This is a genomic window from Selenomonas sp. AB3002 (assembly GCF_000702545.1).
Taxonomy (GTDB): Bacteria; Bacillota; Negativicutes; order Selenomonadales; family Selenomonadaceae; genus Selenomonas_B; species Selenomonas_B ruminantium_A.
On sequence record NZ_JNIO01000008.1, the window covers coordinates 747891 to 771568 of the forward strand.

Sequence of the window (23678 nt, forward strand, 5' to 3'; positions counted from 1 at the left end):
AGCCATGGAAAGCCTGTATGCTGTTTTCGCTATCAGTATATCATCAAAGGCAAAAAATAGCAATCAAATTTTGCTGCCTGGAAGGGTCAATCACCCCTGCATTCTTTCCAGGGCCCTGTGGGCGATATCTTTGCGGTACTGCACACCCTGGAAATGGATCTTCTCCACTCCTGCATAAGCCTTATCCACAGCTGCCTTGATATTCTCAGCCTCTGCCACCACGCCCAGCACACGGCCGCCGCTGGTGACAATCTTGCCGTCTTTTTCTGCCGTACCGGCATGGAAAACCATGGTGCCTGCCGCTTCAGCTTCCTCCAGGCCATGGATAGGCGCACCCTTCATATAGCTGCCGGGATAGCCGCCGGAAGCCAGCACTATGCAGACAGCCGCCCCGTCGGACCACTGGATTTCCTGCTGGTCCAGTTTTCCCTCGCAGCAGGCCAGCATGATTTCCGCCAGATCGCTCTTCAAGAGCGGCAGCACCACCTGGGTCTCCGGGTCGCCAAAACGGGCGTTGAACTCCACCACCTTGGGACCTTCTGCCGTAATCATCAGGCCGGCATAGAGGCAGCCCTTGTAGGGACGACCCTCGGCCTTCATGCCTGCGATGATGGGCTTCAGCACCTTCTCAACAGCAATCTCCACCATGTCAGGAGTCATGACCGGTGCGGGAGCATAGGTGCCCATACCGCCTGTGTTGGGGCCCTTGTCCCCGTCATAGGCCCGCTTGTGGTCCTGGGAGCTGATCATGGGGACGATGGTCTCGCCGTCTGTGAAGGCCAGCAGCGAAGCTTCCTCTCCCACCATGCACTCCTCAATGACCACGCGGCTGCCTGCATTGCCGAAGGAATTTCCTTCCATGATATTGTTGACGGCGGAAATAGCTTCCTCCACCGTCTGGGCTACCACTACCCCCTTTCCGGCTGCCAAACCGTCTGCCTTGATGACAATGGGAGCCCCCTGATCCTTCACATAGTCACGGGCTTCCTCGGCCTTGGTGAAGACCTTGAATTTGGCCGTGGGAATGTGATATTTTTCCATCATGGCCTTGGCAAAGGATTTGGAACCCTCCAGCTCTGCCGCTGCCTGACTGGGGCCAAAGGCGGGAATGCCAGCTTCCTCCAGAGCATCCACCAGGCCACGGGTAAGTGGCGCCTCCGGCCCTACCACTGCCATGTCAATAGCTGCCTGCTGGGCAAAGGCCACGATCATCTCGTTGTTGTCCAGGGAAATGCCCTCTACGCACTGGGCTACCTTCGCCATGCCAGGATTGCCGGGGATAGCGAAAATCTGCTCCACCCTGGGGCTCTGGGCAAGTTTCCAGGCCAGGGTGTGCTCACGGCCGCCGCCGCCGATTACCAGGATATTCATGCCTTCTCCCCCTGTTTGATGACCTTGGCCAGATAATCCTTGATAGCCGTATCATAGTCGGCAGTATGGGCAAAAGCTTCCTGAGCCAGTTCCATGCGCAGGCTGTCGCTGACTTCGCCGTCGGCTTCCACCTGAGCTGCCACCTCCTCATAGCGGGCAGGGTTGGTGACAATGGTGACGAACTTGAAGTTCTTGGCAGCTGCACGGATCATGGCAGGACCGCCGATATCGATGTTTTCAATAGCTTCAGCCAACTCCACACCGGGCTTGGCAATAGTCTCCTTGAAGGGATAGAGGTTCACCACCACCAGGTCGATGCCCTTGATGCCATGCTCCTGCATCTGATTGAGGTGCTCCTGATTGTCACGAACAGAAAGGATGCCGCCGTGGATAAAGGGATTCAGGGTCTTGACCCTGCCATCCATGATCTCGGGGAAGCCCGTCACATCGCTCACATAGGTCACGGGAATGCCCGCTTCCTTGATAGACTTCATAGTGCCGCCGGTGGAGATGATTTCCACCCCTGCAGCATGAAGCCTTTTAGCCAGTTCCACAACACCATTCTTATTGGAAACGCTGATCAGCGCGCGCTTGATTTTCATTTAAGCCTTTTCTCCTTCTATGATATGCACATGACGACCTTCAACCTTGAGCCTGCCTTCGCAGTAAAGCTGTACGCATTTGGGGTAGATGATATGTTCCTGTTCCAGCACCCGTGCCCCCAGAGTTTCTTCCGTATCCCCCGGCAGCACCGGCACAGCGGCCTGCATGATGATGGGACCCGAATCCGTCCCCTCATCCACAAAGTGCACCGTGCAGCCGCTGACCTTCACGCCGTAGGCCAGCACATCCCTGTGGGCATGGGCCCCCGGGAAACTTGGCAGGAGTGCAGGGTGTATGTTCATGATGCGCCCTGCAAAATGCCTGACAAAAAGCGGCGTCAGGATGCGCATGAAGCCTGCCAGCACCACCAGGGTGACTCCGGCTTCCTCCAACTCCTTGATGAGAGCTTCCTCAAAAGGCTCCCGCCCCTCGTAATGCTTGCGATTCACACATACCGCCTTGATGCCGGCCTTCCTGGCCCTTTCCAGCGCAAAGGCCTCAGGCTTGTCTGCAAGGACAACGGCAACCTCTGCCTCTACCTCTCCGCGGCCGATGGCATCAATGATGGACTGCAGGTCCGTGCCCCGGCCTGAGCAGAGGACTCCCAGTTTTTCCTTCTCAGCCACGGAACACCCCGCCTTTGATGGTCACATCGTGATTGCCCTTCACTACCCGGCCAATCTCATAAACCGTCTCGCCCCGGGCAGCCAGGAAAGCTTCAATCTTCTCAGCCTCATCTATGCTGGCAATGAGCACCATGCCAATGCCCATGTTGAAGGTACGGTACATCTCAGGCCAGTCCACATTGCCCCACTGCTGCAGCAGCTTGAAAATGGGAGGCACCTGCCAGGCTTCGGCATTGACTTCCACAGCCAGTCCCTCTGGCAGGGCACGGGGAATATTGTCGTAGAAACCGCCGCCGGTGATATGCACCAAACCGTGCAGGTCGAATTCCTTCAGCAGGGGCAGGCAGGACTGGGGATAGAGGCGGGTGGGAGTCAGTAGCTCCTCGCCGATGGTCTTGCCCAGTTCCTCAATATACTCATCGCCCTTGAAGCCCTTGTGCTCAAAGACAATCTTGCGCACCAGGGAGTAGCCGTTGGAATGGACGCCAGAGCTGGGCAGTCCCAGCAGGATATCCCCTTCTTTGACCTTCTCAGAGGTAATCAGCTTGGATTTTTCCACCACGCCTACGGCAAAGCCGGCAATGTCATACTCACCTTCAGGGTAGAAGCCGTTCATTTCAGCCGTCTCACCGCCAATCAGGGCGCAGCCGGACTCGCGGCAGGCGCTGGCCACACCCTTCACCACATCTGCCACCTGCTCGGGATCAAGCTTGCCCACAGCCAGGTAGTCCAGGAAAAAGAGTGGCTCGGCCCCCTGCACCAGGATATCGTTCACGCACATGGCCACCGCATCCTGGCCGATGGTATCATGCTTGTCCAGCATGAAAGCCAGGCGCAGCTTGGTGCCCACACCGTCCGTGCCGGATACCAGCACAGGCTCCTTGTAATTTGCCGCCTGCAGGGCAAAAAGCCCGCCAAAGCCGCCCAAATCCCCCAACACCTCAGGACGATAGGTGGCCTTCACGCTGTCTTTGATAAGCTGTACGCTGCGGTTACCAGCATCAATATCCACGCCTGCATCTTTATATGTAAGTTTCTCAGTCATTGGCAATCAAAAACTCCTCTAATGCTCAAGTTTCAGCTATCCACGAAAAATCGTCATCCTCAGCACTTGGGATGCTCAAAGACATATTTGCTGTTGCCAGCGGGCTTTTCCCCATCTTCAATGGGATAAGCCTTGTTGAAGCAGGCATAGCACATATCCTCAGGATGCACATCCATCATGCACTTCTTCAACCCCTCCAGGGAAAGGAAATGCAGGGAATCGGCGCCAATGAACTGGCGGATCTCCTCCACGCTCTTGGTGGCGGCGATGAGTTCCTTGCGAATGGAAGTATCTATGCCATAGTAACAGGGATAACCAATGGGAGGACTGGAAACGCACATGTGCACTTCTTTTGCTCCCGCATCCTTCAGCATTTTCACGATCTTGCCGCTGGTGGTGCCGCGCACGATGCTGTCGTCCACCATGATGACGGACTTGCCCTTCACAGCAGCGCTGATGGCGTTGAGCTTCAGCTTCACTGCCGTATCGCGCTTCTTCTGGGTGGGCTGGATAAAGGTGCGGCCGATATAGCGGTTCTTGATGAGCCCTTCCATGAAGGGAATGCCTGACTCGTAGGCAAAGCCCGTGGCAGCCGTGGTGCCGGAATCGGGCACGGAGATGACCACATCACCCTTGAAACCGGACTCCCTGGCCAGCTGCCTGCCCATCATGAAACGGGCTTCGTGTACGCTCTGGCCGTCAATGACAGAATCAGGACGGGCAAAGTAGATGTATTCAAAAACGCAGGACGCTTTCTTCTCCTCGGTGGCAAAGGGGAAGGATTTCACCCCTTCATCATCGATTACCACCATCTCTCCGGGCAGGATATCGCGGATAAACTCCGCCCCCACCACGTCCAGACCGCAGCTCTCGGAAGAGAGGATATAGCTGCCTTCCTCGGTCTTGCCCAGGCAAAGAGGACGGAAGCCCTGAGGGTCACGAGCCCCGATGAGCTTGGATTCCGTCATGATGGTAAGGCAGTAAGCCCCCTTGATCTGCTTGAGGCTCTCGATGATCTTTTCCTCAATGGTCTCCTGACGGGAGCGGGCAATGAGATTCACAAAGACCTCGGAATCAATGGAAGTCTGAAAAATGGTGCCCTGCTCCTCCAGATCAGCCCGGATAGCAGCAGCATTGGTCAGGTTGCCGTTATGAGCCAGGGCAATCTTGCCTCTGGCGTAATTCACCAGCAAAGGCTGGGTGTTGGCCAGCAGGCTGGAGCCCGTGGTGGAATAACGGACATGGCCAATGGCAATGGTCTGATTCTCCATGTGGGGAACCTGATGGCGGAAAACTTCGTTCACCAGGCCCATGCCACGGGAAACATCCATCCAGGCACCATCCGTAATGGCAATGCCGGCACTTTCCTGGCCGCGGTGCTGCAGGGCATACAGACCAAGATAGGTCATGGTAGATACGTCTTCTGTGCGTGAATAAACGCCGTAGACACCGCATTCCTCATGCCACTGGGGTTTTAATGCGCAGTCATTTTCATACATGTTCTACAGTTCTCTCTTTCAAATAATACAAAAACAGTCCGCCAGCGCGCAGCTTAAAGCTGTGCAGCTACACGGGCTGCCTTCTTCTCTACACCTTGTACCATTTCCTCGCGATAATCAGCCAGCTTCTGCTGGAGGGCGGCATCAGCCACAGAAAAAATCTCCACTGCCAGGATAGCTGCATTCTTGGCGCCATTGACTGCCATAGTCGCTACCGGCACGCCAGAGGGCATCTGCACAGTGGAAAGCAGGGCATCCATGCCGTTCAGAGGAGTAGCATTGATGGGCACACCAATAACAGGCCTGGTGGTATAGCTTGCCACCACTCCGGCCAGATGGGCAGCCGCTCCTGCCGCCACAATGAACACACCTACGCCGTCCTCGACAGCCTTGGTGACGAAATTGCGGACCTTGTCCGGGGTGCGGTGGGCAGATGCTACTTCCACCACGGGCTCAATGCCAAACTGCTTCAGAACCTCTACTGCAGGCTTCAGGATTGGCCAGTCGGAATCACTGCCCATCAGAATAGCTGTCTTCACTTCGCTCCGCCTCCTTCAATATATGCACATACCGCAGGACCGGGTGCCCCGGTCCCACAGTCATTCTCTCAAGTTTCTCAGTTGAAATCCTTGCCAGTCAGCATCTTATAGGCTTCCTTGTACTTGGCAATAGTTTTGTCAATGATGTCCTGGGGAAGCTTATAGCCCTTGTCAGGATTAGCCTTCAGCCAGTCACGAACGAACTGCTTGTCATAGGAAGGCTGTCCATGGCCTGCTTCATAGCCTTCAAGAGGCCAGAAACGGGAGCTGTCGGGAGTCAGCATCTCGTCACCAATGACGATGTTGCCCTCCTCGTCCACGCCGAACTCAAACTTGGTATCAGCGATGATGATGCCCTTGGACTTGGCGTACTCGGCGCACTTCTTGTAGATGGCAATGGTGTAGTCGCGGATTTTCTCCACATATTCCTGACCATGGCCGGGGAAGACTTTCTCTACGCAGGCTGCGCCCTGCTCCAGGGTTACGTTCTCGTCATGGTCACCCAGTTCAGCCTTGGTGCTGGGGGTGAAAATGGGCTCAGGAAGCTGCTGGGACTCTTTGAGACCGGCAGGCAGCTTGATACCGCAGACAGTGCCGTTTTCCTGATAGCTTTCCCAGCCGCTGCCGGTGATGTAGCCACGCACAATGCATTCCATGGGAATCATCTTGAGTTTCCGGCACTTGGTAGTGCGTCCCTGGAACTCATCCTTCTGGAAGAACTCCGGCAAATCTGCCGTGTCCGTGGAAAGCACATGGTTCGGCAGGATATCGCTGGTGAAATCAAACCAGAACCTGGACATCTGGGTGAGGATAGCACCCTTGTCCGTAATATCGTTCTCAAGGATATGGTCAAAGGCCGAAATGCGGTCAGTGGCCACCAATACCAGGCTATCATCCAGGTCATAGATTTCGCGGACCTTGCCGGATTTGAACGGTTTGTACTCTTTCATGAGCTTAGATCGTCTCCCCTTCTCTAATGAGTGATTAACTTGGCTACTCTCCCATAATATATGCAAATCCATTCTCTGTCAATAAAAAGGGACATATGTCCTTGCATTCAAAAATCGTCTGACAAATAAAACTTTACAGCAAAAAAGGACGCCCTCAGGCGTCCCCAGAAAATCATGATATTCCTACTGTTCTTCAAACTGATCCTTGCCTACGCCGCACAAGGGGCAGACAAAATCCTCCGGCAAATCCTCGAACTTCACGCCGGGAGCCAGGTCGTAATCCGCATCTCCCTTTGCCTCATCGTAAATCCAGCCGCATACTGAGCAAACCCATACCTTCATAACAGGCCCTCCTATTCAGATACCATCAACAGACTTTCTTTAATTGGTATCTTCTTCATAGAGAGGTCTTATTCCTGCCTGGTCAGGGCAGTTATCTGCTCAAAATAACTATAAGGCACCTGCATCCTGCCCTCAATCCCTGTTCCCAGTTCAATGCCGGGGCGGTTCGTGCCATGGAAGTCCGTGCCGCCGGTGGGCAGCAGGCTGTACTTGTCTATCATATAGGCGGCAAAAGCCTCGTCCTCGGCGGTGTAGTTGGGATAAAAACGCTCCATGCCGTCCAGCCCCATCTCATGCAGGCGCAGGATAGCCTGCTCCTGCTCGTGGCGTTCAAGCCCCTTTAGACCGATAGCCTTATGGAAATGAGCCAGGGACGTAACTGCCCCTGCTTCGTGAAGCAAAGGCAGGGCTTCCTCAGCAGTGATATTGACATTTATCCCCAGTTCCCTGGCAGCAGGGTCAAGGAAATTGTCCCAGATGGGCTGGGCCCTTTCATACATGTGCAGAGATACCATGAAGCGCATGAGGGCATACCTGTCCACATTGCCTCTGGCAAAGGGACGCACTTTCTCCAGGGAAATGTCAATGCCCTTATCCCGGACAAAATCTATCATCTCAGGAATCCTGGCTTCCTTGATGCCGCGCACTTTCTGATAGAGTTTTCGGAAGGAAGGGTGCTCAGGGTCAAAGCCCAGGCACACGATATGCACCTTATGGCTCTCAAAATCAGCGCTGAGCTCCATGCCGTTGATAAAGCCCACACCGCAGGAAGCAGCAGCCTCAGCCGCCTCCTGGCACCCCAGCATGCTGTCGTGGTCCGTCAGGGCAAAGGCCGCCACCCCCCGCTCTTTTGCCAGCTCAGCCAGCCCTGCGGGGCTGTAGCTGCCATCTGAAATATAGGAATGCACATGCAGGTCAATTATCTTCTCCAACTTGATTGTCCTTTCCCTTGCCCTCTATCAGCTTCTGCTGCATGAGGAAAAAATTATGCACGGCCTCTGCTGCAGGCCTGTTCATGCCGGGAGCAGAGGCCAGTTCCTCCACTCCCGCCGCCTTGATTTTTGCCAAACTGCCGAAATGAGCCCAAAGGGCCTGCCTGCGCTTGGGGCCGATGCCTACGATATGGTCCAGCACAGACACCATATTGCGCTTGCCTCGAAGTTTCCTGTGATAAGTGATGGCAAAGCGGTGAGCTTCATCACGGATGCGCTGGATAAGGTAGAGTGCCTGGCTGTGCCGCGGCAGCACCACGGGTTCGCTCTCACCTTCCCTGAATACCAGTTCAAACTGCTTGGCCAGACCTACCACCGGCACCTGCAGATGCCCTGCCTGCTGCCTGATGATTTCCAAAGCAGAGGAAAGCTGTCCCTTGCCGCCGTCAATGACGATAAGATCCGGCAGTTCTTCCTCTGGCAGCCCCACATAACGGCGGGTGGTGACCTCCCTCATGGAAAGGAAGTCATCAGGCTTGCCTTCGGTGCTCTGGATCTTGAAGCGGCGGTAGTCCTCCTTTTTGGGCAGCCCGCCTTCGAAGACCACCATGGAAGCCACAGTTTCGGAGCCCTGTATATGGGAAATATCGAAACATTCCATGCGGTTGGGCAGCTTCGACAATCCCAGGTACTGCCCCAGTTCCCGCACCGCTCCCATGGTCTGCTCATTGGCCTGCTTGAGCTTGGCTGCCTCGTCCTGCAGGTATTTCTCGGCATTGCTGGCGGCCATGGAGACGATGTCCCGCTTGGTGCCGCGCTGGGGACGGATAAGATGCACCTGGGCCTTGCCCTTCTTCTCCGTCAGCCATTCTTCCAGCAGCAGCTGCTCCTCAGCAGGAATCTCCAAAGGAAGCAGTATCTCCCGCGGCACGAAGGCAGCTCTATGATAATACTGCTGCATGAAAGCCAGCAGTATATCTTCATCCTTTTCTTCCTCGCTGCCTCCCAGCAGGAAATGCTCCCGGCCTATCATCTTGCCGCTGCGTATGAAGAAAATCTCCACGCAGACACCCATTTCAGAGCGGGCCAGTCCGATGGCATCCTGGTCCCCCGCCCCCGTGATGATATTCTGCTTTTCCGCCACCTTCTGCACAGCCAGCAGCTGGTCGCGCAGCCTGGCAGCCAGCTCGAAATTATAATCCTCTGCTGCCTTTTCCATGCGGAAAGTGAGCTCCTTTTCCACCTCATCCGTGCGGCCTTCCAAAAACAGCAGCACCGCCTTGATCATAACCCGATAGTCTTCTTCAGAGACGTTTCCCACACAGGGAGCCAGGCAGCGCTTGATATGGAATTCCAAACAGGGCCTGTCCTGCAGGTGCTTGCAGGTACGCAGGGGAAACAGCCTGCGCAAAAGCTTCAGGCTGTCCTTCACAGCCGTGGCATTGGTATAGGGACCGAAATAGCGGGAGCCATCCCTGGTCAGCCGGCGGGTGATGAAAACACGGGGAAACTCCTCCTGCACCGTGACCTTCACATAGGGATAGCTTTTGTCATCCTTGAGGCTGATATTGTAATGGGGGCGGTGCTTCTTGATGAGGTTGCATTCCAGGATCAGAGCCTCCACCTCAGTGCCGGTCATGATGGTCTCAAAATCCGCAATATGGGATACCATGGCCCGCACCTTGGGAGAGTGGTTCTTATTGCTCTGGAAATACTGCCGTACCCTGTTCTTCAGCACCACGGCCTTGCCTACATAGATAATCCTGCCCTGTTCGTTCTTCATAAGGTAGACCCCGGGGCTGTCCGGCAAAAGCTTCAGTTTTTCTTCCACTATTTCAGTCATTTTCTGTTACTCCAGTACATAGGCACGAACAGCAAATACGTGCAAAGCAAGGGCAAAACAGCTTACTTTTCCCTTAGTTCTGCAACGTCTCTTTCCCGATCTGCTTCAGTCTGAGGTCCGGATATGAACATTGCATCACCAAAAGAGAAGAACCGGTATTTATCTTCCACTGCCGTCTTGTAAGCCTCCAAAATAAATTTGCGGTTCGCAAAAGCACTTATCAGCATAATCAAAGTGGACTTGGGCAGGTGGAAATTGGTGATGATAGCGTCTACGATCTTGAAGTCATAGCCGGGATAGATGAAGATCTGGGTCCAGCCGCTCTTGCCTGCAATCTCATTTTTGGCCGTGGCGGCAGATTCCAGGGTGCGGATAGAAGTAGTGCCCACGGCGATGACACGGTGCCCAGCTTCCTTGGTCTGCTTGATCAGGTCTGCTGTCTCCTGGGGAATGGAATAATATTCCTTGTGCATCTCATGTTCTTCGATTTTTTCCGTGCTGACGGGACGGAAAGTGCCCAGACCTACATGAAGGGTCACAAAGCCCAGGTTGATGCCCATGTCCTTCAGTTCCTGCATCTGTTCCTTGGTGAAGTGCAGGCCTGCCGTGGGAGCGGCAGCGGAACCCTCCTCACGATTGTAAACCGTCTGGTAGCGTTCCTTATCCTCCAGCTTCTCATGGATATAGGGCGGCAGAGGAGTCTCTCCCAGCCTGTCAAGGATCTCTTCAAAAATGCCGTCAAACTTGAATTCCACAATGCGGCCGCCGAAGTCCGTATGGTCAGTAACCACGCAGGAAAGTTCCTCACTGAATTCAATCTCGTTGCCGGGGCGGGCCTTCTTGCCGGGCTTCACCAGAGTTTCCCAATGGGTGGCATCTATGCGGCGCAGCAGGAAGACCTCCACCTTGCCCCCAGTCTGGGCACGATGGCCAATCAGGCGAGCAGGCAGCACGCGGGTGTCATTGAAGATAAGGGTATCACCGGGCACCAAAAATTCCTTGAGGTCGTAGAAATGCTTATGCTGGATAGATTTATCCTGAGGGTTCAGTACCATGAGCCGGGAGGCATTGCGTGGCTCTATGGGAGTCTGGGCAATGCGCTCTTCCGGCAGGTCGTAGTCAAAATCTGATAATAACATGCTTAAAATCCTTCTTTTCCGTGAATCAAGTCAGTATAGTTTTTTCAGCGCCGTATGCTGATAGTAATGCTTCAGTATATCCCGATAACCCTTTCCCGCTTCTGCCCATTTCTTTGCTCCCCATTGGGAAAGTCCCAGGCCGTGGCCCCAGCCATATCCTTCTACCGTGACCTGCTTGTGGCTCATCTTCATATCGAACATGGTGCTGCGCAGCCCCAGCAGGCTGCGCAGGTCATTGCCGCTGACTGCGGCCCTGCCCTTGCTGCCCACGAAGACCACCTGCTTTACCCTGCCGGAAACGGTGCGGTCCTTGCTGCTCTGGCCTATCTTGAGGCTGGACAGCTCTATTCTCTTCAAGTCGCCTATGTCCTTATGGCTGCTCTTGCCAGCCAGGGAAGCCACACGCTCAGCTGTGAAGGTATTCTTCCAGGGCTTGGTATACTTCTCCTTCTCCTCCACTGCCCGGAGATAGGGCAGTTTGCTGCCCCAGACATCTTCGCTGTTTTCCGTCATGCCGCCGGAATCAGTATGGAAAAGAGCATCAATGAGCTGGCCTTGATAAGTCAGCACTTCCCCTACCGTAGCTTCAATGGCCTTATCGGCAGCCGCCTTTTCCGACTTCCGGCCCAGATACTGCTGGCAGTGGTTATTGGCGCAGAGGTCAAAGCCCTCCCCCTCATGGCGCTTGCGATTTTCCAAAGCATAAGTGCGAGCCGCTATTGCCTGGGCTTTCAAAGCCTCGGCGGGCCAGTCAGTGGGCATTTCCTCGGGAACTACCCCCTTCAGATAATCTTCCGTATCCACCACATTGATGAGGGCCAGCTTGCCGTGCCTGACCATGATTTTGGCCGTTCCTCTGTAATCTTTTTGGCTCAAAGTAAAAACATAATCTTTCACATCAGGTGCAGCTTTGATGAAAAGCCCTTCCCCGTTATTCTTCAATTTTTTGCCATTGACTGAAAAATGGCTGCCGCCATGGGTAATGGAAAGCTGGCTTCCTGCGGGCAAGGTCAAAGCTGGTTTTTTCGCATTCCCCTCAAAAACCTGGCTCTTGCAAGGCAGCTTGAGAGTAAGGGCCTCCTGACCATCTATCAGGCCAATGGAAAGCTGTGGCTGCCAGGCCGCCTCTGCAGGCGTCAAGGCAAAGCAGGAAAACAGGCAGGCTAAAGCAAGAACATTTTTTTTCATAAGGCTCCTCCTTCTCCCAAAGCAGCAGCGGCTTCCAGCCGGGCACGTTTTTTGGCCTTGTTTTCCTTTTTCCGTGCCTTGCGGATAGCCTTGGAATATCTCTCTTCTTCAGAAAAAATGCAGCCGCAGTAGGGCTGGCGGTAAAGCTCCAGTTCCTGGCTGATGTCAATGCCCTCCTGCCAGCCGGGACGGAAATCCTCATAATAGAATTTCACGCCGTAGACATCGGCAAAATGCTCTGCTGTGCGGCGCATGAGGTCATGCTGCTGGTAAATGCTGTAAAAAAGCGTGGAGGTAAAGGCTTCAAAGCCCTGCTCTGCGGCAAATTTGGCAGCCTGCTCCAGACGCCAGGTGTAGCACATGGTACAGCGCCCGTTGGGCTCCGTTTCCGCTATCAGCGCCCTTTTCAGGAAGTCACGCAGGCGGTATTCCTCGTCTGTATGGATTTCCAGCTGCACTTTTTCCGCAAACTCTTTGGCGGCCTTCAAGCGCATTTCCCACTCTTTGTAGGGGTGGATATTGGGGTTGAAGAAATAGCCTACGGGCTCAATGCCCTCTTCCCGCAGCTTCTTCACGGGATAGCAGGAACAGGGACCGCAGCACATATGCAGGAGAAGCCTCATCGTCTCACCTCAATCTTTAATCTGTGGGATAGGGAATCCCCAAATGTTCATACCCTGCCCGGGTGACTACACGCCCCCTGGGTGTACGGTTGATAAAACCCAGCTGGATAAGGAAGGGCTCGTATACGTCTTCGATGGTATCCGTAGTCTCGCTGATGGCAGCAGCCAGGGTATCCAGACCCACAGGACCGCCAGCGAATTTCCTGATCATGGTATTCAGCATGCGCCTGTCTGTGTGGTCAAGTCCCACCTCATCCACTTCCAGCATGCGCAGGGCCTTGTCCGCAATCTCATCGGTGATGATGCCCTGCCCCTCTATCTGCGCCACATCACGGACCCGCTTCAGCAGGCGGTTGGCAATGCGGGGGGTGCCGCGGGAACGGCGGGCTATTTCCAGCGCCCCCTGGTCCTCGATGGGAATCTCCAAAATCTCAGCGGCCCGCTTCACAATATGCACCAGTGAATCCGGCGTATAGTATTCCAAACGGGAAATGACACCGAAGCGGTCCCGGAGAGGAGGTGCCAGGGCTCCTGCCTTGGTGGTAGCCCCTATCAGGGTGAAGGGGGCAATATCCAGCCGGATAGAGCGGGCACTTGGCCCCTTGCCGATGATGATATCCAGGGCATAGTCCTCCATGGCGGAGTACAACACCTCTTCCACACTGCGGGAAAGCCTGTGGATCTCATCGATAAAAAGCACATCTCGTTCCTGCAGATTGGTAAGCAGCGCTGCCAGGTCCCCCTGTTTCTCGATGGCGGGACCGGAGGTCTGGCGGAAATTGACCCCCAGCTCATTGGCGATGATGCCGGCCAGGGTAGTCTTGCCCAGTCCCGGGGGGCCATAGAGCAGCACATGGTCCAGGGCATCCCCACGGTTCAGGGCTGCCCTGATGAAAATATCCAGATTGTTCTTGGCCTTGTCCTGGCCTATGTATTCACTGAGCTTCCGGGGGCGCAGGCTGTACTGCCAGTCGTCTGCCATCTGCTCCCCCATGGAGACGATGCGGCTGTCCTCCAGGCTCATATCATTGAAATCTTCCACTGTTCCCCTCCTTAGGCTCTGCTCAAGAATTTAAGGGCCAGCTTGATGATCTCGGCAGAATCCTTGCCTCTGGCGGCCTGTTTCAGGGCCGGAGTGATCTCCGCCTGAGTATAACCCAGAGAAATCAGGGCCGCCTGGGCTTCTGCCACCTTGTCATCCGCCACCTCATCCTCGCTGACCAGCAGCAGTTCCTCTGCTTCGTCGCCCGTGAAGGAAAGCTTGTCCTTCAGCTCCAGCACCAGCCTTTCTGCTGATTTCTTGCCGATGCCAGGCAGCTTGGTAAGAATGGTGAGCTGCTTGTTTTGGATAGCCCGGCTGAGGCCGTCCAGTGTAATGTGGGACAGTATTCCCAGGGCTACTTTGGGACCAATGCCTGAAACGGAAATCAGGAGCTGAAAGGTGTCGTATTCCCTTTGGGTAGCAAAGCCATAAAGCTGCAAAGCATCTTCCCTGACGCTTAAATAAGTGAAAAGCTGTGCTTCCTCATTCAGCCGCAATTCCCTGCGGGTAGCTTCAGAGATAAAGAGCCGATATCCCACGCCATGTACATCCAGGAAGGCATGGTCTGCCATAAGGTATGCAACTTTGCCTCGTAAATAACCAATCATAATCTATATCCTTTGCTGAAATACCTGCTAGAAGATCAGCCCAGCTTATTCCGCCAGGTGATGCTGTTCATGCAGTGAGTGGTACAGATGGCAATGGCCAGGGCATCTGCCGTATCATCGGGATGGGGCGGCTCCCGCAGGTTCAGGATCTTGGTGACCATGTAGATGACCTGCTCCTTGGTAGCCTTGCCATACCCCGTGACAGACTGTTTCACCTGCAGGGGAGTGCGCTCCACCAGCTGCAGGCCATTCTTGGCCGCCGCCAGCAGCACTATCCCCCTGGCCTGCCCCACGGGAATCGCCGTGGTGATATTGCGGTTGAAGAACAGCTGCTCCACGCCCATCACATCAGGCTTGTGCTCCTTGATGAGGGCATCCAGCTCATCGTAGAGCTTCATGAGCCTTTCCTCCATGGGCATCTTGGGACTGGTGGTGATGGCGCCGTAGGCACGGGGCACCAGGCGGCTGCCCACCTGCTCCACAAAGCCGTAGCCGCAGATAGCGGTGCCCGGGTCTATTCCTAATGCTAGCATAAAATCTCCGTATATACGCAAGATAGGCGGCCAAACCGGCCGCCCTTCTCAAATATTATGGGGACAATCAGTCCTCATCAATCTCATGGTTGCTGTAGACGTTCTGGATATCATCATTGTCTTCCAGTGCATCGATGAGAGTCTGCATCTTCTCTGCATCCTTGCCTTCCAGATGAACCGTGTTGTCAGGCACCATGGTAACTTCTGCAGAAGCCGTCTCAATGCCCTTCTCACCCAGAGCTGCTTCGATAGCATCGAAAGCATCCGGCTCAGCCGTGATCTCGAAGACATCCTCATCGACCTTCATGTCATCAGCACCGGCCTCGAGGACAATTTCCATCAGAGCGTCTTCGTCATCGAAGGTTTCCTTCTCAACCAGGAACACAGCCTTCTTCTTGAACATCCAGGCCACGCAGCCATCCTGGCCCAGGTTGCCGCCGTACTTGGAGAAGAGGTGGCGCACATCTGCAGCCGTGCGGTTGCGGTTATCCGTGAGGATATCCAGCATGACAGCCGTGCCGCCAGGACCGTAGCCCTCGTACATGAGCTCCTCGTAGTTGCTGCCCTCAGTAGCGCCCAGGCCCTTCTGGATAGCACGGTTGATGTTATCCTTGGGAATATTGTTAGCCTTGGCCTTGGAAAGGGCCAGCTTCAGGCGCATATTGCCGGTGGGATCCCCGCCGCCCATGCGCACAGCTATAGTGATTTCACGGCCAATCTTCGTGGTTATCTTGCCGCGGATGGCGTCATTTGCGCCCTTCTTCCGCTTGATGTTGGCCCATTTAGAATGTCCTGACATAAAAGAACACCGCTCCTTCTTTGATTACTAAACTTCTTTATTCTAACATTTACCCGTCACTCCGTCAATGTATAGACGGCCTTTTCTCTCAGGACTGAAGGCGTGCAGCGGCCTTGTTCATGAACTTTTCTTCATTCACAGCAAAGCGCTCATGTGTGCCCTCACCTATCAGTCCGACTTCATCATAAGCCGCAATCCTATAGGTTATTTTGGGTCCTTCCACGTACTCAACCACAGCCTCAGCCCTGACACGTCCACGCAGGGGCGTAGGTGCTTTATGCAGGATATTGATGGCTCCTCCCACAGAAGTATATCCCTCAGGCAGCAAGGTCTCAGCCAGCTCTGCTGCTGCCTTTTCCATCAGGCACGACATGGCGGGGGTAGCATAAACCGGCAGGCTGCCGCTGCCCATGACCCTTGCGGTTTTATCTTCTGTCACCCTGTCTGTCACTTCATGCTTCATCCCCGGCTTGATTTCCTTTATTTCCATCTAAAGCACCTCCGCTTTCTGTCAAGTCACTGATATCATGCTTACAGAACTTAGTATACGCCTGGGGAAATGACTTGACAAATTTTTTATGTCTAAGTACAATGCAAACATGCTGTTTATCTAAGTGTCAAGACAGCAGGAATGTCATTATTATCCTTATTAACAGAAAGAGGTCTTGGTACATGATTCTTGAACGCTTGGAAAAGCTCCCGGTGGGGTCCTTCCAGTACAAGCTGCTGGCAGTGACCGGACTGGGCTGGCTTTTTGATTCCATGGATACGGGGCTTATCGCCTTCGTGCTGCCGGTGCTGGCCAAAGACTGGAGCCTGACGCCTGCCCAGATGGGCTGGATTGGTTCCATAGGCCTTATCGGCATGGCCCTGGGGGCGGTGCTGGCCGGCACTCTGGCTGACCGCATCGGCCGCAAGAAAGTCTTCTCCATCACAGTGCTGCTCTACAGCCTTTCCACCGGCATGTGCGCCCTGTCCTGGAGCTATGAGTCTTTGCTTTTCTTCCGTTTCCTGGTGGGCTTCGGCCTGGGAGGCGAACTGCCGGTGGCAGCCACCCTCATGAGCGAATACGCCCCCTCCCACCTGCGGGGACGTTTCATCGTGCTGCTGGAAAGCTTCTGGGCTTTGGGCTGGCTGGTAGCCGCCTGCATCGCCTATCTGCTGATCCCCATGTTCGGCTGGAAGATTGCCTTTGTCATCGGCACCCTCCCCGCTCTTTACGTCTTCCTTATCCGCCTGCACATGCCTGAGTCTGTCCGCTACCTTCTTTCCAAAAACAGGGTAGAAGAAGCCAAGGATATCATCCTCAGCCTGGAGAAGAATCTCTCTGTAGTGAGCCAGCCCTTTGAAGGCGAACTTACCCCCGTGGAAAAAGGCCAGGTTAAGGAAGAAACTCCTCGCTTCACCAAACTTTGGAACCGCCAGTTCCGCATGCGGACGCTGATGCTGTGGCTGGCCTGGTTCGGCATTGTCTTCAGCTACTATGGCATCTTCATGTGGTTGCCCTCCATCGTCTTTGCCCAGGGCTTTGCCGTGGTGAAGACCTTCGAATATGTGCTGATCATGACTCTGGCACAGCTCCCCGGTTACTTTGCCGCCGCCTATCTGGTGGAAGTGATCGGCCGCAAGTATACCCTGTCCCTTTTCCTGCTCATGAGCGGTGTTTGCAGCTTCTTCTTCGGCAACGCTTCATCCTCTGAGACTCTTCTCGCCTGGGGCGCAGCCATGAGCTTCTTCAACCTGGGGGCTTGGGGCGTCATCTACACCTACACCCCGGAGCAGTATCCCACCTCCATGCGCGCCCTGGGCAGCGGCTGGGCCGCAGGCTTCGGCCGCATCGGCGGCATGCTGGCTCCCATGCTGGTAGGCGTCATGATTGCCAGCAGCTTCGGCATGAACACCATCTTCCTGATGTTTGCCTCTGTCTTTGTCATTATCTCGGCAGTAGTCATTGCCCTGGGACATGAGAGCAAGCAGAAGTCACTGGAGGAGCTTGAAACAGTCCTTGACAACTGACAGCCAGAATCCAACTTAACAATGCTATTCACCAAATCCCGGCTCACGTCTAAGTGCCGGGATTATTTTATGTTAACAGAAAAAAGCTGCCACACGCTTATTGCGTATGACAGCTCTGCGCTCATCCTGCCCTTAAAGATTGAAACTGATGCCTTGCCCTTTGTGCCGTCCTGTCCTCAAAACAAGGAAAAGCCACCTCTCTGTCCTGGAGGCTCATGCTGGTTCTGCGCCTCCTGACCAGCAAGTACCTGCCTATATGGCAAAGCCTGAACCCAAACTTCAAGACCACATGAATGGAAAGAACAAACAAGCTGATAAGTATAGCATCCATAGCAGTAATATCTCCTTTGTCTATATTTCCGTACCTATGTTCTGCTTATATACTACCATACTTATGTTCGCTTGTCTATGCTTTTTAGAACATTTATTCCTTAAAGTTCTGTTATCCTGGCAAACTGTTCCCTGTACTGGGCAGCCAGCACAGGCAGCACGAAGTCCATATCTTCCCGGTTCTCCAGGGTAGCGGCTGCTGCTTCCCTGGCTTGCAGCAGGATATCCATATCCCCCAGCACATCGGCAATCTTGAGGTCCGGCAAGCCATGCTGCATGTGGCCGAAGAACTGGCCGGGGCCGCGCAGCCGCAGGTCTTCCTCAGCCAGTTGGAAGCCATCGGAGGTGCTTTCCATGATTTTCAGCCTCTCCCTGGCATTTTCCGTCTTGCCCTCGGACACCAATATGCAGTAAGACTTGTACTGCCCGCGCCCGATGCGCCCCCTGAGCTGGTGCAGCTGGGCCAGACCGAAGCGGTCTGCATTTTCAATGACCATCATGCTGGCATTGGGCACATTCACCCCCACTTCTATGACCGTAGTGGACACCAGCAGCTTCACCTTGTTCTCATAGAACGCCTCCATCACGGCTTCCTTGTCAGTCCCCTTCATGCGGCCATGCACCAGGCCGCAGGGAATGCCGTAAAAGATGCCGTAGCGCAGCTCATCATAGACTTCCTCTGCCGAAGGCAGGTCACTGTCCTCGCTGCCCTCTATCAGGGGACAGACCACATAGGCCTGCCGGCCAGCTTCTATCTGGGTGCGCACGTACTGATAGATAAGCTCCCGCCTGTCCGGCTGCCGCAGGAAGGTCCTGATGGGCTGGCGCCCTGGGGGCAATTCCCTGATAAGGGATACGTCCAGATCCCCATACACTGTCAGGGTCATGGTGCGGGGGATGGGGGTAGCGGTCATGACCAGTACATCAGGGGTAAGATTCCCCTTCTTCTCCAGCGCCGCCCGCTGGTCGATGCCAAAACGGTGCTGCTCATCCGTTACCACCAGCCCCAGCCGGGCAAAGTCCACCCCCTCCTGTATCAGAGCATGAGTGCCGATGACGATATCGTATTCCCCGGCAGAGAGGGCTGCATACATTTCCTCCCGCTTCTTTTTCGTCAGCCTGCCGGAGAGGAACCCCACCCTTAGCCCCAACGGTTCCAGCTGCGCCTTGAAGCTCTCGTAATGCTGGCTGGCCAGGATTTCCGTGGGGGCCATCATGGCCCCCTGAAAGCCGTTTTCCACCGTCTTTACCAGGGCCAGCATGGCTATCACGGTCTTGCCGGAGCCCACATCCCCCTGCACCAGCCGCCGCATGGGCAGGGGGCTTTCCATATCCTTGCAGATTTCCTGCCAGGCCTTGTGCTGGTCACGGGTCAGCTTGAAGGGCAGGCTTGCCAGCAAAGCTCCCACCTTGCGGCTGTTCACCAAATGCCTGATGCCCTTCCCCTTCTGCTGATTCTTCTTCTTCAGCAACATGAGGCCGCACTGAATCAGGTAAAGCTCCTCAAAGGCCAGAGCGTTCCTGGCTTCTTTGAGCTGCACAAAATCCTCGGGAAAATGTATAGCCTTCAGCGCTGCTGCTCTGGGCAGCAGCTCATAGTGCCTGCGTATGCCTGCGGGAATCAGCTCAGGCAGCTGCAAATCCGGCAAATCCTTCTCCAACAGCTCGCCCAGAATCTTGCGGAAGTACTTCTGGTTCAGCTTCTCTGTGGAGGGATATACAGGCAGTATCCCGCACCTTTCCTCAGCGTCCTCTTCCCCCTCCAGCACCTCGAAGGAATGAACCTGGCTCATAGCCAGCTGTCCCCGGCCCCCGTAGGCATAGGCGGCCTTGCCCGTCACAAAGAGCCGCTTGCCGGGCTTCAGCTTGTTCTTCAGGAATTTCTGATTGAACCAGGTAACAGTAAGGAAACCTGTGCCGTCCCCCACCATGGCAGTTAGGATGCTCATGCCCCGCCTGCCTCCCTGCTTTTCCTGCAGGTTCAGGATAGTCCCCGCCACCGTAGCCTGGACCCCCGGCTTCAGTTTCCCAATGGAAGTCAGGACACTCTGGTCCTCATAGGTGCGGGGATAATAGGTCAGGAGGTCATAGACAGTATTTATGCCCAGCTTGCCCAGGGCTTCTGCCTTCTTGGGCCCCACGCCCTTGATGTATTTCACAGAATCAGATAATTTCATAGGCTTCACTTCCGTAATTTTGTTCTATGTATATTATACCCAAGAAAGCGCACAAAAAAAAGAGCCCCAGACTGGGACTCTTTCCTAAAAGTCGTATTCAGCTTAGAGCTTCGGGCCAGCAGCCACCAGAGCCTTGCCTGCCTCGTTGCCCTCGTACTTGTGGAAGTTCTTGATGAAGCGGCCAGCCAGGTCCTTGGCCTTCGTCTCCCACTCAGCAGGATCTGCATAAGTGTCGCGGGGATCGAGAACCTTGGAATCTACGCCCTCCAGCTCCGTGGGAACTTCGAGATTGAAGTACGGAATCTTCTTGGTGGGTGCATTCTTGATAGCGCCGCTGTGGATAGCATCGATGATGCCGCGGGTATCCTTGATGGAGATGCGCTTGCCGGTGCCGTTCCAGCCGGTGTTCACCAGATAAGCCTTGGTGCCGTTGGCTTCCATCTTCTTCACCAGTTCCTTGCCGTACTTGGTGGGATGGAGTTCAAGGAAAGCCTGGCCGAAGCAAGCGGAGAAGGTCGGGGTGGGCTCAGTGATGCCGCGCTCCGTGCCTGCCAGCTTGGCAGTGAAGCCGGAGAGGAAGTAATACTGAGTCTGCTCCGGAGTCAGGATGGAAACCGGGGGCAGCACGCCGAAAGCATCAGCAGAAAGGAAGATAACGCTCTTAGCGGCAGGAGCGGCGCTGCGGTCATTGACCTTGCCCTTCACGATGCCGTTGATATGGTCGATAGGATAGGACACACGGGTATTCTCCGTGACCTTCTTGTCAGCGAAATCAATCTTGCCGTTCTCGTCAACAGTGACGTTCTCCAGGAGAGCGTTGCGCTTGATGGCGTTGTAGATGTCCGGCTCAGACTCTTTGTCCAGGTTGATGACCTTGGCATAGCAGCCGCCCTCGAAGTTGAAGACACCCTCGTCATCCCAGCCGTGCTCGTCGTCGCCAATCAGCAGGCGCTTCGGGTCGGTGGAAAGGGTGGTCTTGCCGGTGCCGGAGAGGCCGAAGAAAATAGCAGTATCCTTGCCCTCTTTGTCCGTGTTGGCGGAGCAGTGCATAGCAGCAATGCCCTTCAGCGGCAGGAAGTAGTTCATCATGGAGAACATGCCCTTCTTCATCTCGCCGCCGTACCAGGTGTTGATGATGACCTGCTCCTTGCTGGTGATGTTGAACACCACAGCAGTCTCGGAGTTCAGGCCCAGTTCCTTGTAGTTCTCAACCTTAGCCTTGGAAGCGTTGTAAACCACGAAGTCAGGCTTGAAGTTCTCCAGTTCCTCAGCGGAAGGCTGGATGAACATGTTGGTGACGAAATGAGCCTGCCAAGCCACTTCCATGATGAAGCGGACAGCCATGCGGGTATCCTTGTTGGCACCGCAGAAAGCATCCACTACATAGAGCTTCTTGTCGGAGAGCTCTTTCTTGGCAATCTCCTTCACAGCTGCCCAGGCTTCCTGGGAAGCAGGATGGTTGTCGTTCTTGTATTCATCGGAAGTCCACCAAACGGTATCCTTGGAGTTCTCGTCCATGACGATGAACTTGTCCTTAGGAGAACGGCCCGTGTAGACGCCGGTCATAACGTTTACTGCGCCAAGCTCAGTAAGCTGGCCCTTGTCGAAACCGGTGAGGCCCTCTTTGGTCTCTTCCTCAAAAAGCACTTCATAAGAAGGGTTGTGGAGAATTTCTTTCACACCCGTGATTCCATACTGACTCAGATCGATGTTTGCCATTGACATTCAACCTCTTTCATTGGATATTAGGTACTCTTTATTTGTGAGATAAATTTCACATTTTCATGCAATTCAGCCCACGGCTATTATATTAGCTTATTTCTCCATAAATGTCAATAATTATTTAGGTCAAATCTTGCAGTTGCCATTTATCTGAATACAATGAATATATCATGTGAAAATAAAGAGCCTCGTACGCAGCGAGACCCTTTAGCTTAAATCCTGTCAGAACACTTTCCCCGCCATGAACCAGATCCTGCCCTTGCTCTCTGCCTCTCTGGACATGAGCTCGTCAGAGCCGATGCGCCTTGCGTAGTCCAGGCGGGCGAACCAGCTGCCCGGTTTGGTGTAGGCTAGGCCTACGCCCCAGCCTTTGAGGGTCATGCTGCCTTCGTCACCGGAGCGGGCTATTTCTATCATAACGTCAACCCCAAAGACAAGCAAAACCGCAAGCCCCACCTTCGGCAAGCAAATACCTGCCGGAAGGGACCGCACACTCAACTCTCCTTCATCACCCAGGGAGGACAACGCCTCTCCATTGTCTGAACCTTCATTTTATGGTAAAATAACTCCATAGAAATGGACGTTTTCCAGACATGGAAAAGCTAAAATCCTGAAAGGAGCGTTTTAGGCATGGCAACAAATTTAGCGCTTGACAGCAACCTGTTAAATCAAGCCGTGCGTGTTGGCGGCTTAAAAACTCAGCATGAAACCATAACTTTGGCCCTGAAGGAGTTTATTCAGCGCCGTCAGGCAGAGAATCTCATTGCTGCTTTCGGCACCGTGGATTTTGATGAAACCTATGATTACAAAACAGAAAGGAATCGTCATGTCTAAGGTTTTAGTTGATACCTGTATTTGGTCGGAGGTTTTAAGGAGAAAGAATCCTTCACCGACAATATGTGAGACTCTCACAAAAATGCTCCGTGACCTGCAAGCTGTTATCATAGGACCTATACGGCAGGAAATATTGTCTGGTATCTCTGATGAAACTAAGTTTATGGACTTGAAAGACCGACTTTCCTTTTTGCCAGACGTTCCTATACTGACCTCAGACTATGAATTGGCCGCCCAATATTCCAATATTTGCAGGCGCAAAGGGATACAAGGCTCGGCTGTGGATTTTCTTATATGCGCCGTGGCTGTCAAAAATGAGTTTGCCATCTACACGGTTGATAAAGACTTTGAATATTATAAGACTGTTCTCCCCATTTCTCTTTGGACAGAACGGTCTTAGCAATAACCAAACAAAAAGCCTACATGTGCCTAAATCCTGGCTCATATAGGCTATTTTTTTCAAATTCTGTCAGAGCACCTTCCCCGCCATGAACCAGATCCTGCCCTTGCTCTCTGCCTCTTTGGACATGAGCTCGTCGGAGCCTATGCGTCTGGCGTAGTCCAGGCGGGCGAACCAACTGCCGGGTTTGGTGTATACCTGCCGGAGGGAGCCGCACATATTATCTTGTCCGCAGAACTCACCAATTGCTGTTCACCAGTTGTAGCTGCTCTTTATCTGTTCGGGCTTGCAGACAATGGCAATGTCGGGAATGAACTTATTCCTTTCATCAAAGCGCACCTCGGCCCCAAACATCACTTTGCAGCGCTTGCCTCTGAGAAAGTTACTGATAATGTTGAATAAGTTCCCCTGTATGAATATGTGCTTAGTATGGGCAGGGCTCATATCATACACCACTCCGTCAATCAGCTCAGACTTCTGATAATCTGCCAATGCTTCCATACGTCCTGCCCCCTTG

The 23678-nt window shown here is 54.1% G+C and carries 26 protein-coding genes; 3 read left to right on the forward strand and 23 right to left on the reverse strand.

Annotated features, from left to right (window positions below):
* Nucleotides 1-90: 90 nt before the first annotated feature.
* From purD to P159_RS0111450, 18 genes are all read right to left on the reverse strand, one after another.
* Nucleotides 91-1371 carry a phosphoribosylamine--glycine ligase gene (purD, locus tag P159_RS0111365; protein WP_029544153.1) on the reverse strand — a complete coding sequence of 427 codons (1281 nt, stop codon included), beginning with the start codon at nt 1369-1371 and terminating at the stop codon, nt 91-93.
* Complete coding sequence (locus tag P159_RS0111370; protein ID WP_029544155.1) at nt 1368-1973, reverse strand: hypothetical protein; 606 nt, start codon at nt 1971-1973, stop codon at nt 1368-1370. The genes purD and P159_RS0111370 overlap by 4 nt, the downstream gene beginning before the upstream one ends.
* Entirely contained in the window at nt 1974-2600 is a 627-nt protein-coding gene (gene purN / locus P159_RS0111375) for a phosphoribosylglycinamide formyltransferase (protein WP_029544157.1), read from the reverse strand.
* Nucleotides 2593-3645, reverse strand: coding sequence for a phosphoribosylformylglycinamidine cyclo-ligase (gene purM, locus P159_RS0111380; RefSeq protein ID WP_029544159.1), 1053 nt, complete (start codon nt 3643-3645; stop codon nt 2593-2595). The genes purN and purM overlap by 8 nt, the downstream gene beginning before the upstream one ends.
* Nucleotides 3646-3704: 59 nt before the next feature.
* On the reverse strand, nt 3705-5144 hold the full coding sequence (gene purF, locus P159_RS0111385; RefSeq protein WP_029544160.1) for an amidophosphoribosyltransferase: 1440 nt from the start codon (nt 5142-5144) through the stop codon (nt 3705-3707).
* 53 nt (nt 5145-5197) lie between these two features.
* On the reverse strand, nt 5198-5683 hold the full coding sequence (gene purE, locus P159_RS0111390; protein WP_029544162.1) for a 5-(carboxyamino)imidazole ribonucleotide mutase: 486 nt from the start codon (nt 5681-5683) through the stop codon (nt 5198-5200).
* Between the two features lie 77 nt (nt 5684-5760).
* Nucleotides 5761-6633, reverse strand: a complete 873-nt coding sequence (locus tag P159_RS0111395; protein ID WP_029544163.1) for a phosphoribosylaminoimidazolesuccinocarboxamide synthase — start codon at nt 6631-6633, stop codon at nt 5761-5763.
* A 183-nt stretch (nt 6634-6816) separates the two neighbouring features.
* Nucleotides 6817-6975: a rubredoxin gene (locus P159_RS0111400; protein ID WP_029544165.1), complete on the reverse strand. Its 159-nt coding sequence runs from the start codon at nt 6973-6975 to the stop codon at nt 6817-6819.
* Nucleotides 6976-7043: 68 nt separating this feature from the next.
* Nucleotides 7044-7907, reverse strand: coding sequence for a PHP domain-containing protein (locus P159_RS0111405; protein ID WP_029544167.1), 864 nt, complete (start codon nt 7905-7907; stop codon nt 7044-7046).
* Nucleotides 7891-9750, reverse strand: a complete 1860-nt coding sequence (gene uvrC / locus P159_RS0111410) for an excinuclease ABC subunit UvrC (protein WP_029544168.1) — start codon at nt 9748-9750, stop codon at nt 7891-7893. The genes P159_RS0111405 and uvrC overlap by 17 nt, the downstream gene beginning before the upstream one ends.
* Nucleotides 9751-9812: 62 nt before the next feature.
* On the reverse strand, nt 9813-10889 hold the full coding sequence (gene queA, locus P159_RS0111415) for a tRNA preQ1(34) S-adenosylmethionine ribosyltransferase-isomerase QueA (RefSeq protein ID WP_029544170.1): 1077 nt from the start codon (nt 10887-10889) through the stop codon (nt 9813-9815).
* Between the two features lie 30 nt (nt 10890-10919).
* Entirely contained in the window at nt 10920-12077 is a 1158-nt protein-coding gene (locus P159_RS0111420; RefSeq protein WP_029544172.1) for a SpoIID/LytB domain-containing protein, read from the reverse strand.
* A complete protein-coding gene (locus tag P159_RS0111425) occupies nt 12074-12700 on the reverse strand; it encodes an epoxyqueuosine reductase QueH (RefSeq protein WP_029544173.1) in 627 nt (208 codons plus the stop codon). The genes P159_RS0111420 and P159_RS0111425 overlap by 4 nt, the downstream gene beginning before the upstream one ends.
* Before the next feature lie 16 nt (nt 12701-12716).
* Nucleotides 12717-13724, reverse strand: a complete 1008-nt coding sequence (gene ruvB, locus P159_RS0111430; protein ID WP_029544174.1) for a Holliday junction branch migration DNA helicase RuvB — start codon at nt 13722-13724, stop codon at nt 12717-12719.
* 29 nt (nt 13725-13753) lie between these two features.
* Nucleotides 13754-14350 (reverse strand): Holliday junction branch migration protein RuvA, encoded by a 597-nt coding sequence (ruvA, locus tag P159_RS0111435; protein WP_029544175.1) that lies wholly within the window; start codon nt 14348-14350, stop codon nt 13754-13756.
* A gap of 35 nt (nt 14351-14385) precedes the next feature.
* Nucleotides 14386-14883, reverse strand: a complete 498-nt coding sequence (gene ruvC / locus P159_RS0111440; protein ID WP_029544176.1) for a crossover junction endodeoxyribonuclease RuvC — start codon at nt 14881-14883, stop codon at nt 14386-14388.
* A gap of 67 nt (nt 14884-14950) precedes the next feature.
* Entirely contained in the window at nt 14951-15682 is a 732-nt protein-coding gene (locus P159_RS0111445) for a YebC/PmpR family DNA-binding transcriptional regulator (protein ID WP_029544178.1), read from the reverse strand.
* Between the two features lie 88 nt (nt 15683-15770).
* Entirely contained in the window at nt 15771-16172 is a 402-nt protein-coding gene (locus P159_RS0111450) for a thioesterase family protein (protein ID WP_029544180.1), read from the reverse strand.
* A 182-nt stretch (nt 16173-16354) separates the two neighbouring features.
* Here P159_RS0111450 and P159_RS0111455 point away from each other — a divergent pair, with 182 nt between their 5' ends.
* A complete protein-coding gene (locus tag P159_RS0111455; RefSeq protein WP_029544182.1) occupies nt 16355-17698 on the forward strand; it encodes an MFS transporter in 1344 nt (447 codons plus the stop codon).
* Between the two features lie 431 nt (nt 17699-18129).
* Here P159_RS0111455 and recG read toward each other — a convergent pair whose 3' ends face one another.
* From recG to P159_RS20680, 3 genes are all read right to left on the reverse strand, one after another.
* On the reverse strand, nt 18130-20205 hold the full coding sequence (recG, locus tag P159_RS0111465) for an ATP-dependent DNA helicase RecG (RefSeq protein WP_029544186.1): 2076 nt from the start codon (nt 20203-20205) through the stop codon (nt 18130-18132).
* Nucleotides 20206-20307: 102 nt separating this feature from the next.
* Nucleotides 20308-21924 (reverse strand): phosphoenolpyruvate carboxykinase (ATP), encoded by a 1617-nt coding sequence (gene pckA, locus P159_RS0111470; protein WP_029544187.1) that lies wholly within the window; start codon nt 21922-21924, stop codon nt 20308-20310.
* Nucleotides 21925-22149: 225 nt separating this feature from the next.
* Nucleotides 22150-22344 carry a hypothetical protein gene (locus tag P159_RS20680; RefSeq protein WP_185753713.1) on the reverse strand — a complete coding sequence of 65 codons (195 nt, stop codon included), beginning with the start codon at nt 22342-22344 and terminating at the stop codon, nt 22150-22152.
* A 213-nt stretch (nt 22345-22557) separates the two neighbouring features.
* On the opposite strand from P159_RS20680, the gene P159_RS0111480 reads away from it, so the two are divergent.
* The gene (locus tag P159_RS0111480) at nt 22558-22761 is read left to right on the forward strand and encodes a type II toxin-antitoxin system VapB family antitoxin (RefSeq protein ID WP_029544190.1); all 204 of its coding nucleotides are present in this window, start codon (nt 22558-22560) and stop codon (nt 22759-22761) included.
* The gene (locus P159_RS0111485) at nt 22754-23161 is read left to right on the forward strand and encodes a PIN domain-containing protein (RefSeq protein ID WP_029544192.1); all 408 of its coding nucleotides are present in this window, start codon (nt 22754-22756) and stop codon (nt 23159-23161) included. Before P159_RS0111480 ends, P159_RS0111485 begins: the two co-directional genes overlap by 8 nt.
* 69 nt (nt 23162-23230) lie before the next feature.
* Here the strand turns inward: P159_RS0111485 and P159_RS20685 are convergent, their stop codons facing one another.
* Both P159_RS20685 and P159_RS0111495 read right to left on the reverse strand, forming a co-directional pair.
* A complete protein-coding gene (locus P159_RS20685) occupies nt 23231-23380 on the reverse strand; it encodes a hypothetical protein (RefSeq protein WP_185753714.1) in 150 nt (49 codons plus the stop codon).
* A 33-nt stretch (nt 23381-23413) separates the two neighbouring features.
* Nucleotides 23414-23662 carry a Uma2 family endonuclease gene (locus P159_RS0111495; protein WP_029544194.1) on the reverse strand — a complete coding sequence of 83 codons (249 nt, stop codon included), beginning with the start codon at nt 23660-23662 and terminating at the stop codon, nt 23414-23416.
* Between the last annotated feature and the right edge of the window lie 16 nt (nt 23663-23678).

Excerpts from the sequence above, each read along its gene's own strand:
- ruvC (WP_029544176.1), bottom strand. The coding sequence starts at position 14,883 with ATGCTAGCATTAGGAATAGACCCGGGCACCGCTATCTGCGGCTACGGC.
- P159_RS0111485 (WP_029544192.1), top strand. The coding sequence starts at position 22,754 with ATGTCTAAGGTTTTAGTTGATACCTGTATTTGGTCGGAGGTTTTAAGG.
- pckA (WP_029544187.1), bottom strand. The coding sequence starts at position 21,924 with ATGGCAAACATCGATCTGAGTCAGTATGGAATCACGGGTGTGAAAGAA.
- recG (WP_029544186.1), bottom strand. The coding sequence starts at position 20,205 with ATGAAATTATCTGATTCTGTGAAATACATCAAGGGCGTGGGGCCCAAG.
- uvrC (WP_029544168.1), bottom strand. The coding sequence starts at position 9,750 with ATGACTGAAATAGTGGAAGAAAAACTGAAGCTTTTGCCGGACAGCCCC.
- P159_RS0111455 (WP_029544182.1), top strand. The coding sequence starts at position 16,355 with ATGATTCTTGAACGCTTGGAAAAGCTCCCGGTGGGGTCCTTCCAGTAC.
- P159_RS0111480 (WP_029544190.1), top strand. The coding sequence starts at position 22,558 with ATGGCAACAAATTTAGCGCTTGACAGCAACCTGTTAAATCAAGCCGTG.
- P159_RS0111495 (WP_029544194.1), bottom strand. The coding sequence starts at position 23,662 with ATGGAAGCATTGGCAGATTATCAGAAGTCTGAGCTGATTGACGGAGTG.
- P159_RS0111420 (WP_029544172.1), bottom strand. The coding sequence starts at position 12,077 with ATGAAAAAAAATGTTCTTGCTTTAGCCTGCCTGTTTTCCTGCTTTGCC.
- P159_RS0111370 (WP_029544155.1), bottom strand. The coding sequence starts at position 1,973 with ATGAAAATCAAGCGCGCGCTGATCAGCGTTTCCAATAAGAATGGTGTT.
- P159_RS0111395 (WP_029544163.1), bottom strand. The coding sequence starts at position 6,633 with ATGAAAGAGTACAAACCGTTCAAATCCGGCAAGGTCCGCGAAATCTAT.
- purF (WP_029544160.1), bottom strand. The coding sequence starts at position 5,144 with ATGTATGAAAATGACTGCGCATTAAAACCCCAGTGGCATGAGGAATGC.
- queA (WP_029544170.1), bottom strand. The coding sequence starts at position 10,889 with ATGTTATTATCAGATTTTGACTACGACCTGCCGGAAGAGCGCATTGCC.
- P159_RS20685 (WP_185753714.1), bottom strand. The coding sequence starts at position 23,380 with ATGTGCGGCTCCCTCCGGCAGGTATACACCAAACCCGGCAGTTGGTTC.
- P159_RS0111400 (WP_029544165.1), bottom strand. The coding sequence starts at position 6,975 with ATGAAGGTATGGGTTTGCTCAGTATGCGGCTGGATTTACGATGAGGCA.
- ruvA (WP_029544175.1), bottom strand. The coding sequence starts at position 14,350 with ATGATTGGTTATTTACGAGGCAAAGTTGCATACCTTATGGCAGACCAT.
- P159_RS20680 (WP_185753713.1), bottom strand. The coding sequence starts at position 22,344 with ATGATAGAAATAGCCCGCTCCGGTGACGAAGGCAGCATGACCCTCAAA.
- ruvB (WP_029544174.1), bottom strand. The coding sequence starts at position 13,724 with ATGAGCCTGGAGGACAGCCGCATCGTCTCCATGGGGGAGCAGATGGCA.
- P159_RS0111450 (WP_029544180.1), bottom strand. The coding sequence starts at position 16,172 with ATGGAAATAAAGGAAATCAAGCCGGGGATGAAGCATGAAGTGACAGAC.
- P159_RS0111425 (WP_029544173.1), bottom strand. The coding sequence starts at position 12,700 with ATGAGGCTTCTCCTGCATATGTGCTGCGGTCCCTGTTCCTGCTATCCC.
- P159_RS0111445 (WP_029544178.1), bottom strand. The coding sequence starts at position 15,682 with ATGTCAGGACATTCTAAATGGGCCAACATCAAGCGGAAGAAGGGCGCA.
- purM (WP_029544159.1), bottom strand. The coding sequence starts at position 3,645 with ATGACTGAGAAACTTACATATAAAGATGCAGGCGTGGATATTGATGCT.
- purD (WP_029544153.1), bottom strand. The coding sequence starts at position 1,371 with ATGAATATCCTGGTAATCGGCGGCGGCGGCCGTGAGCACACCCTGGCC.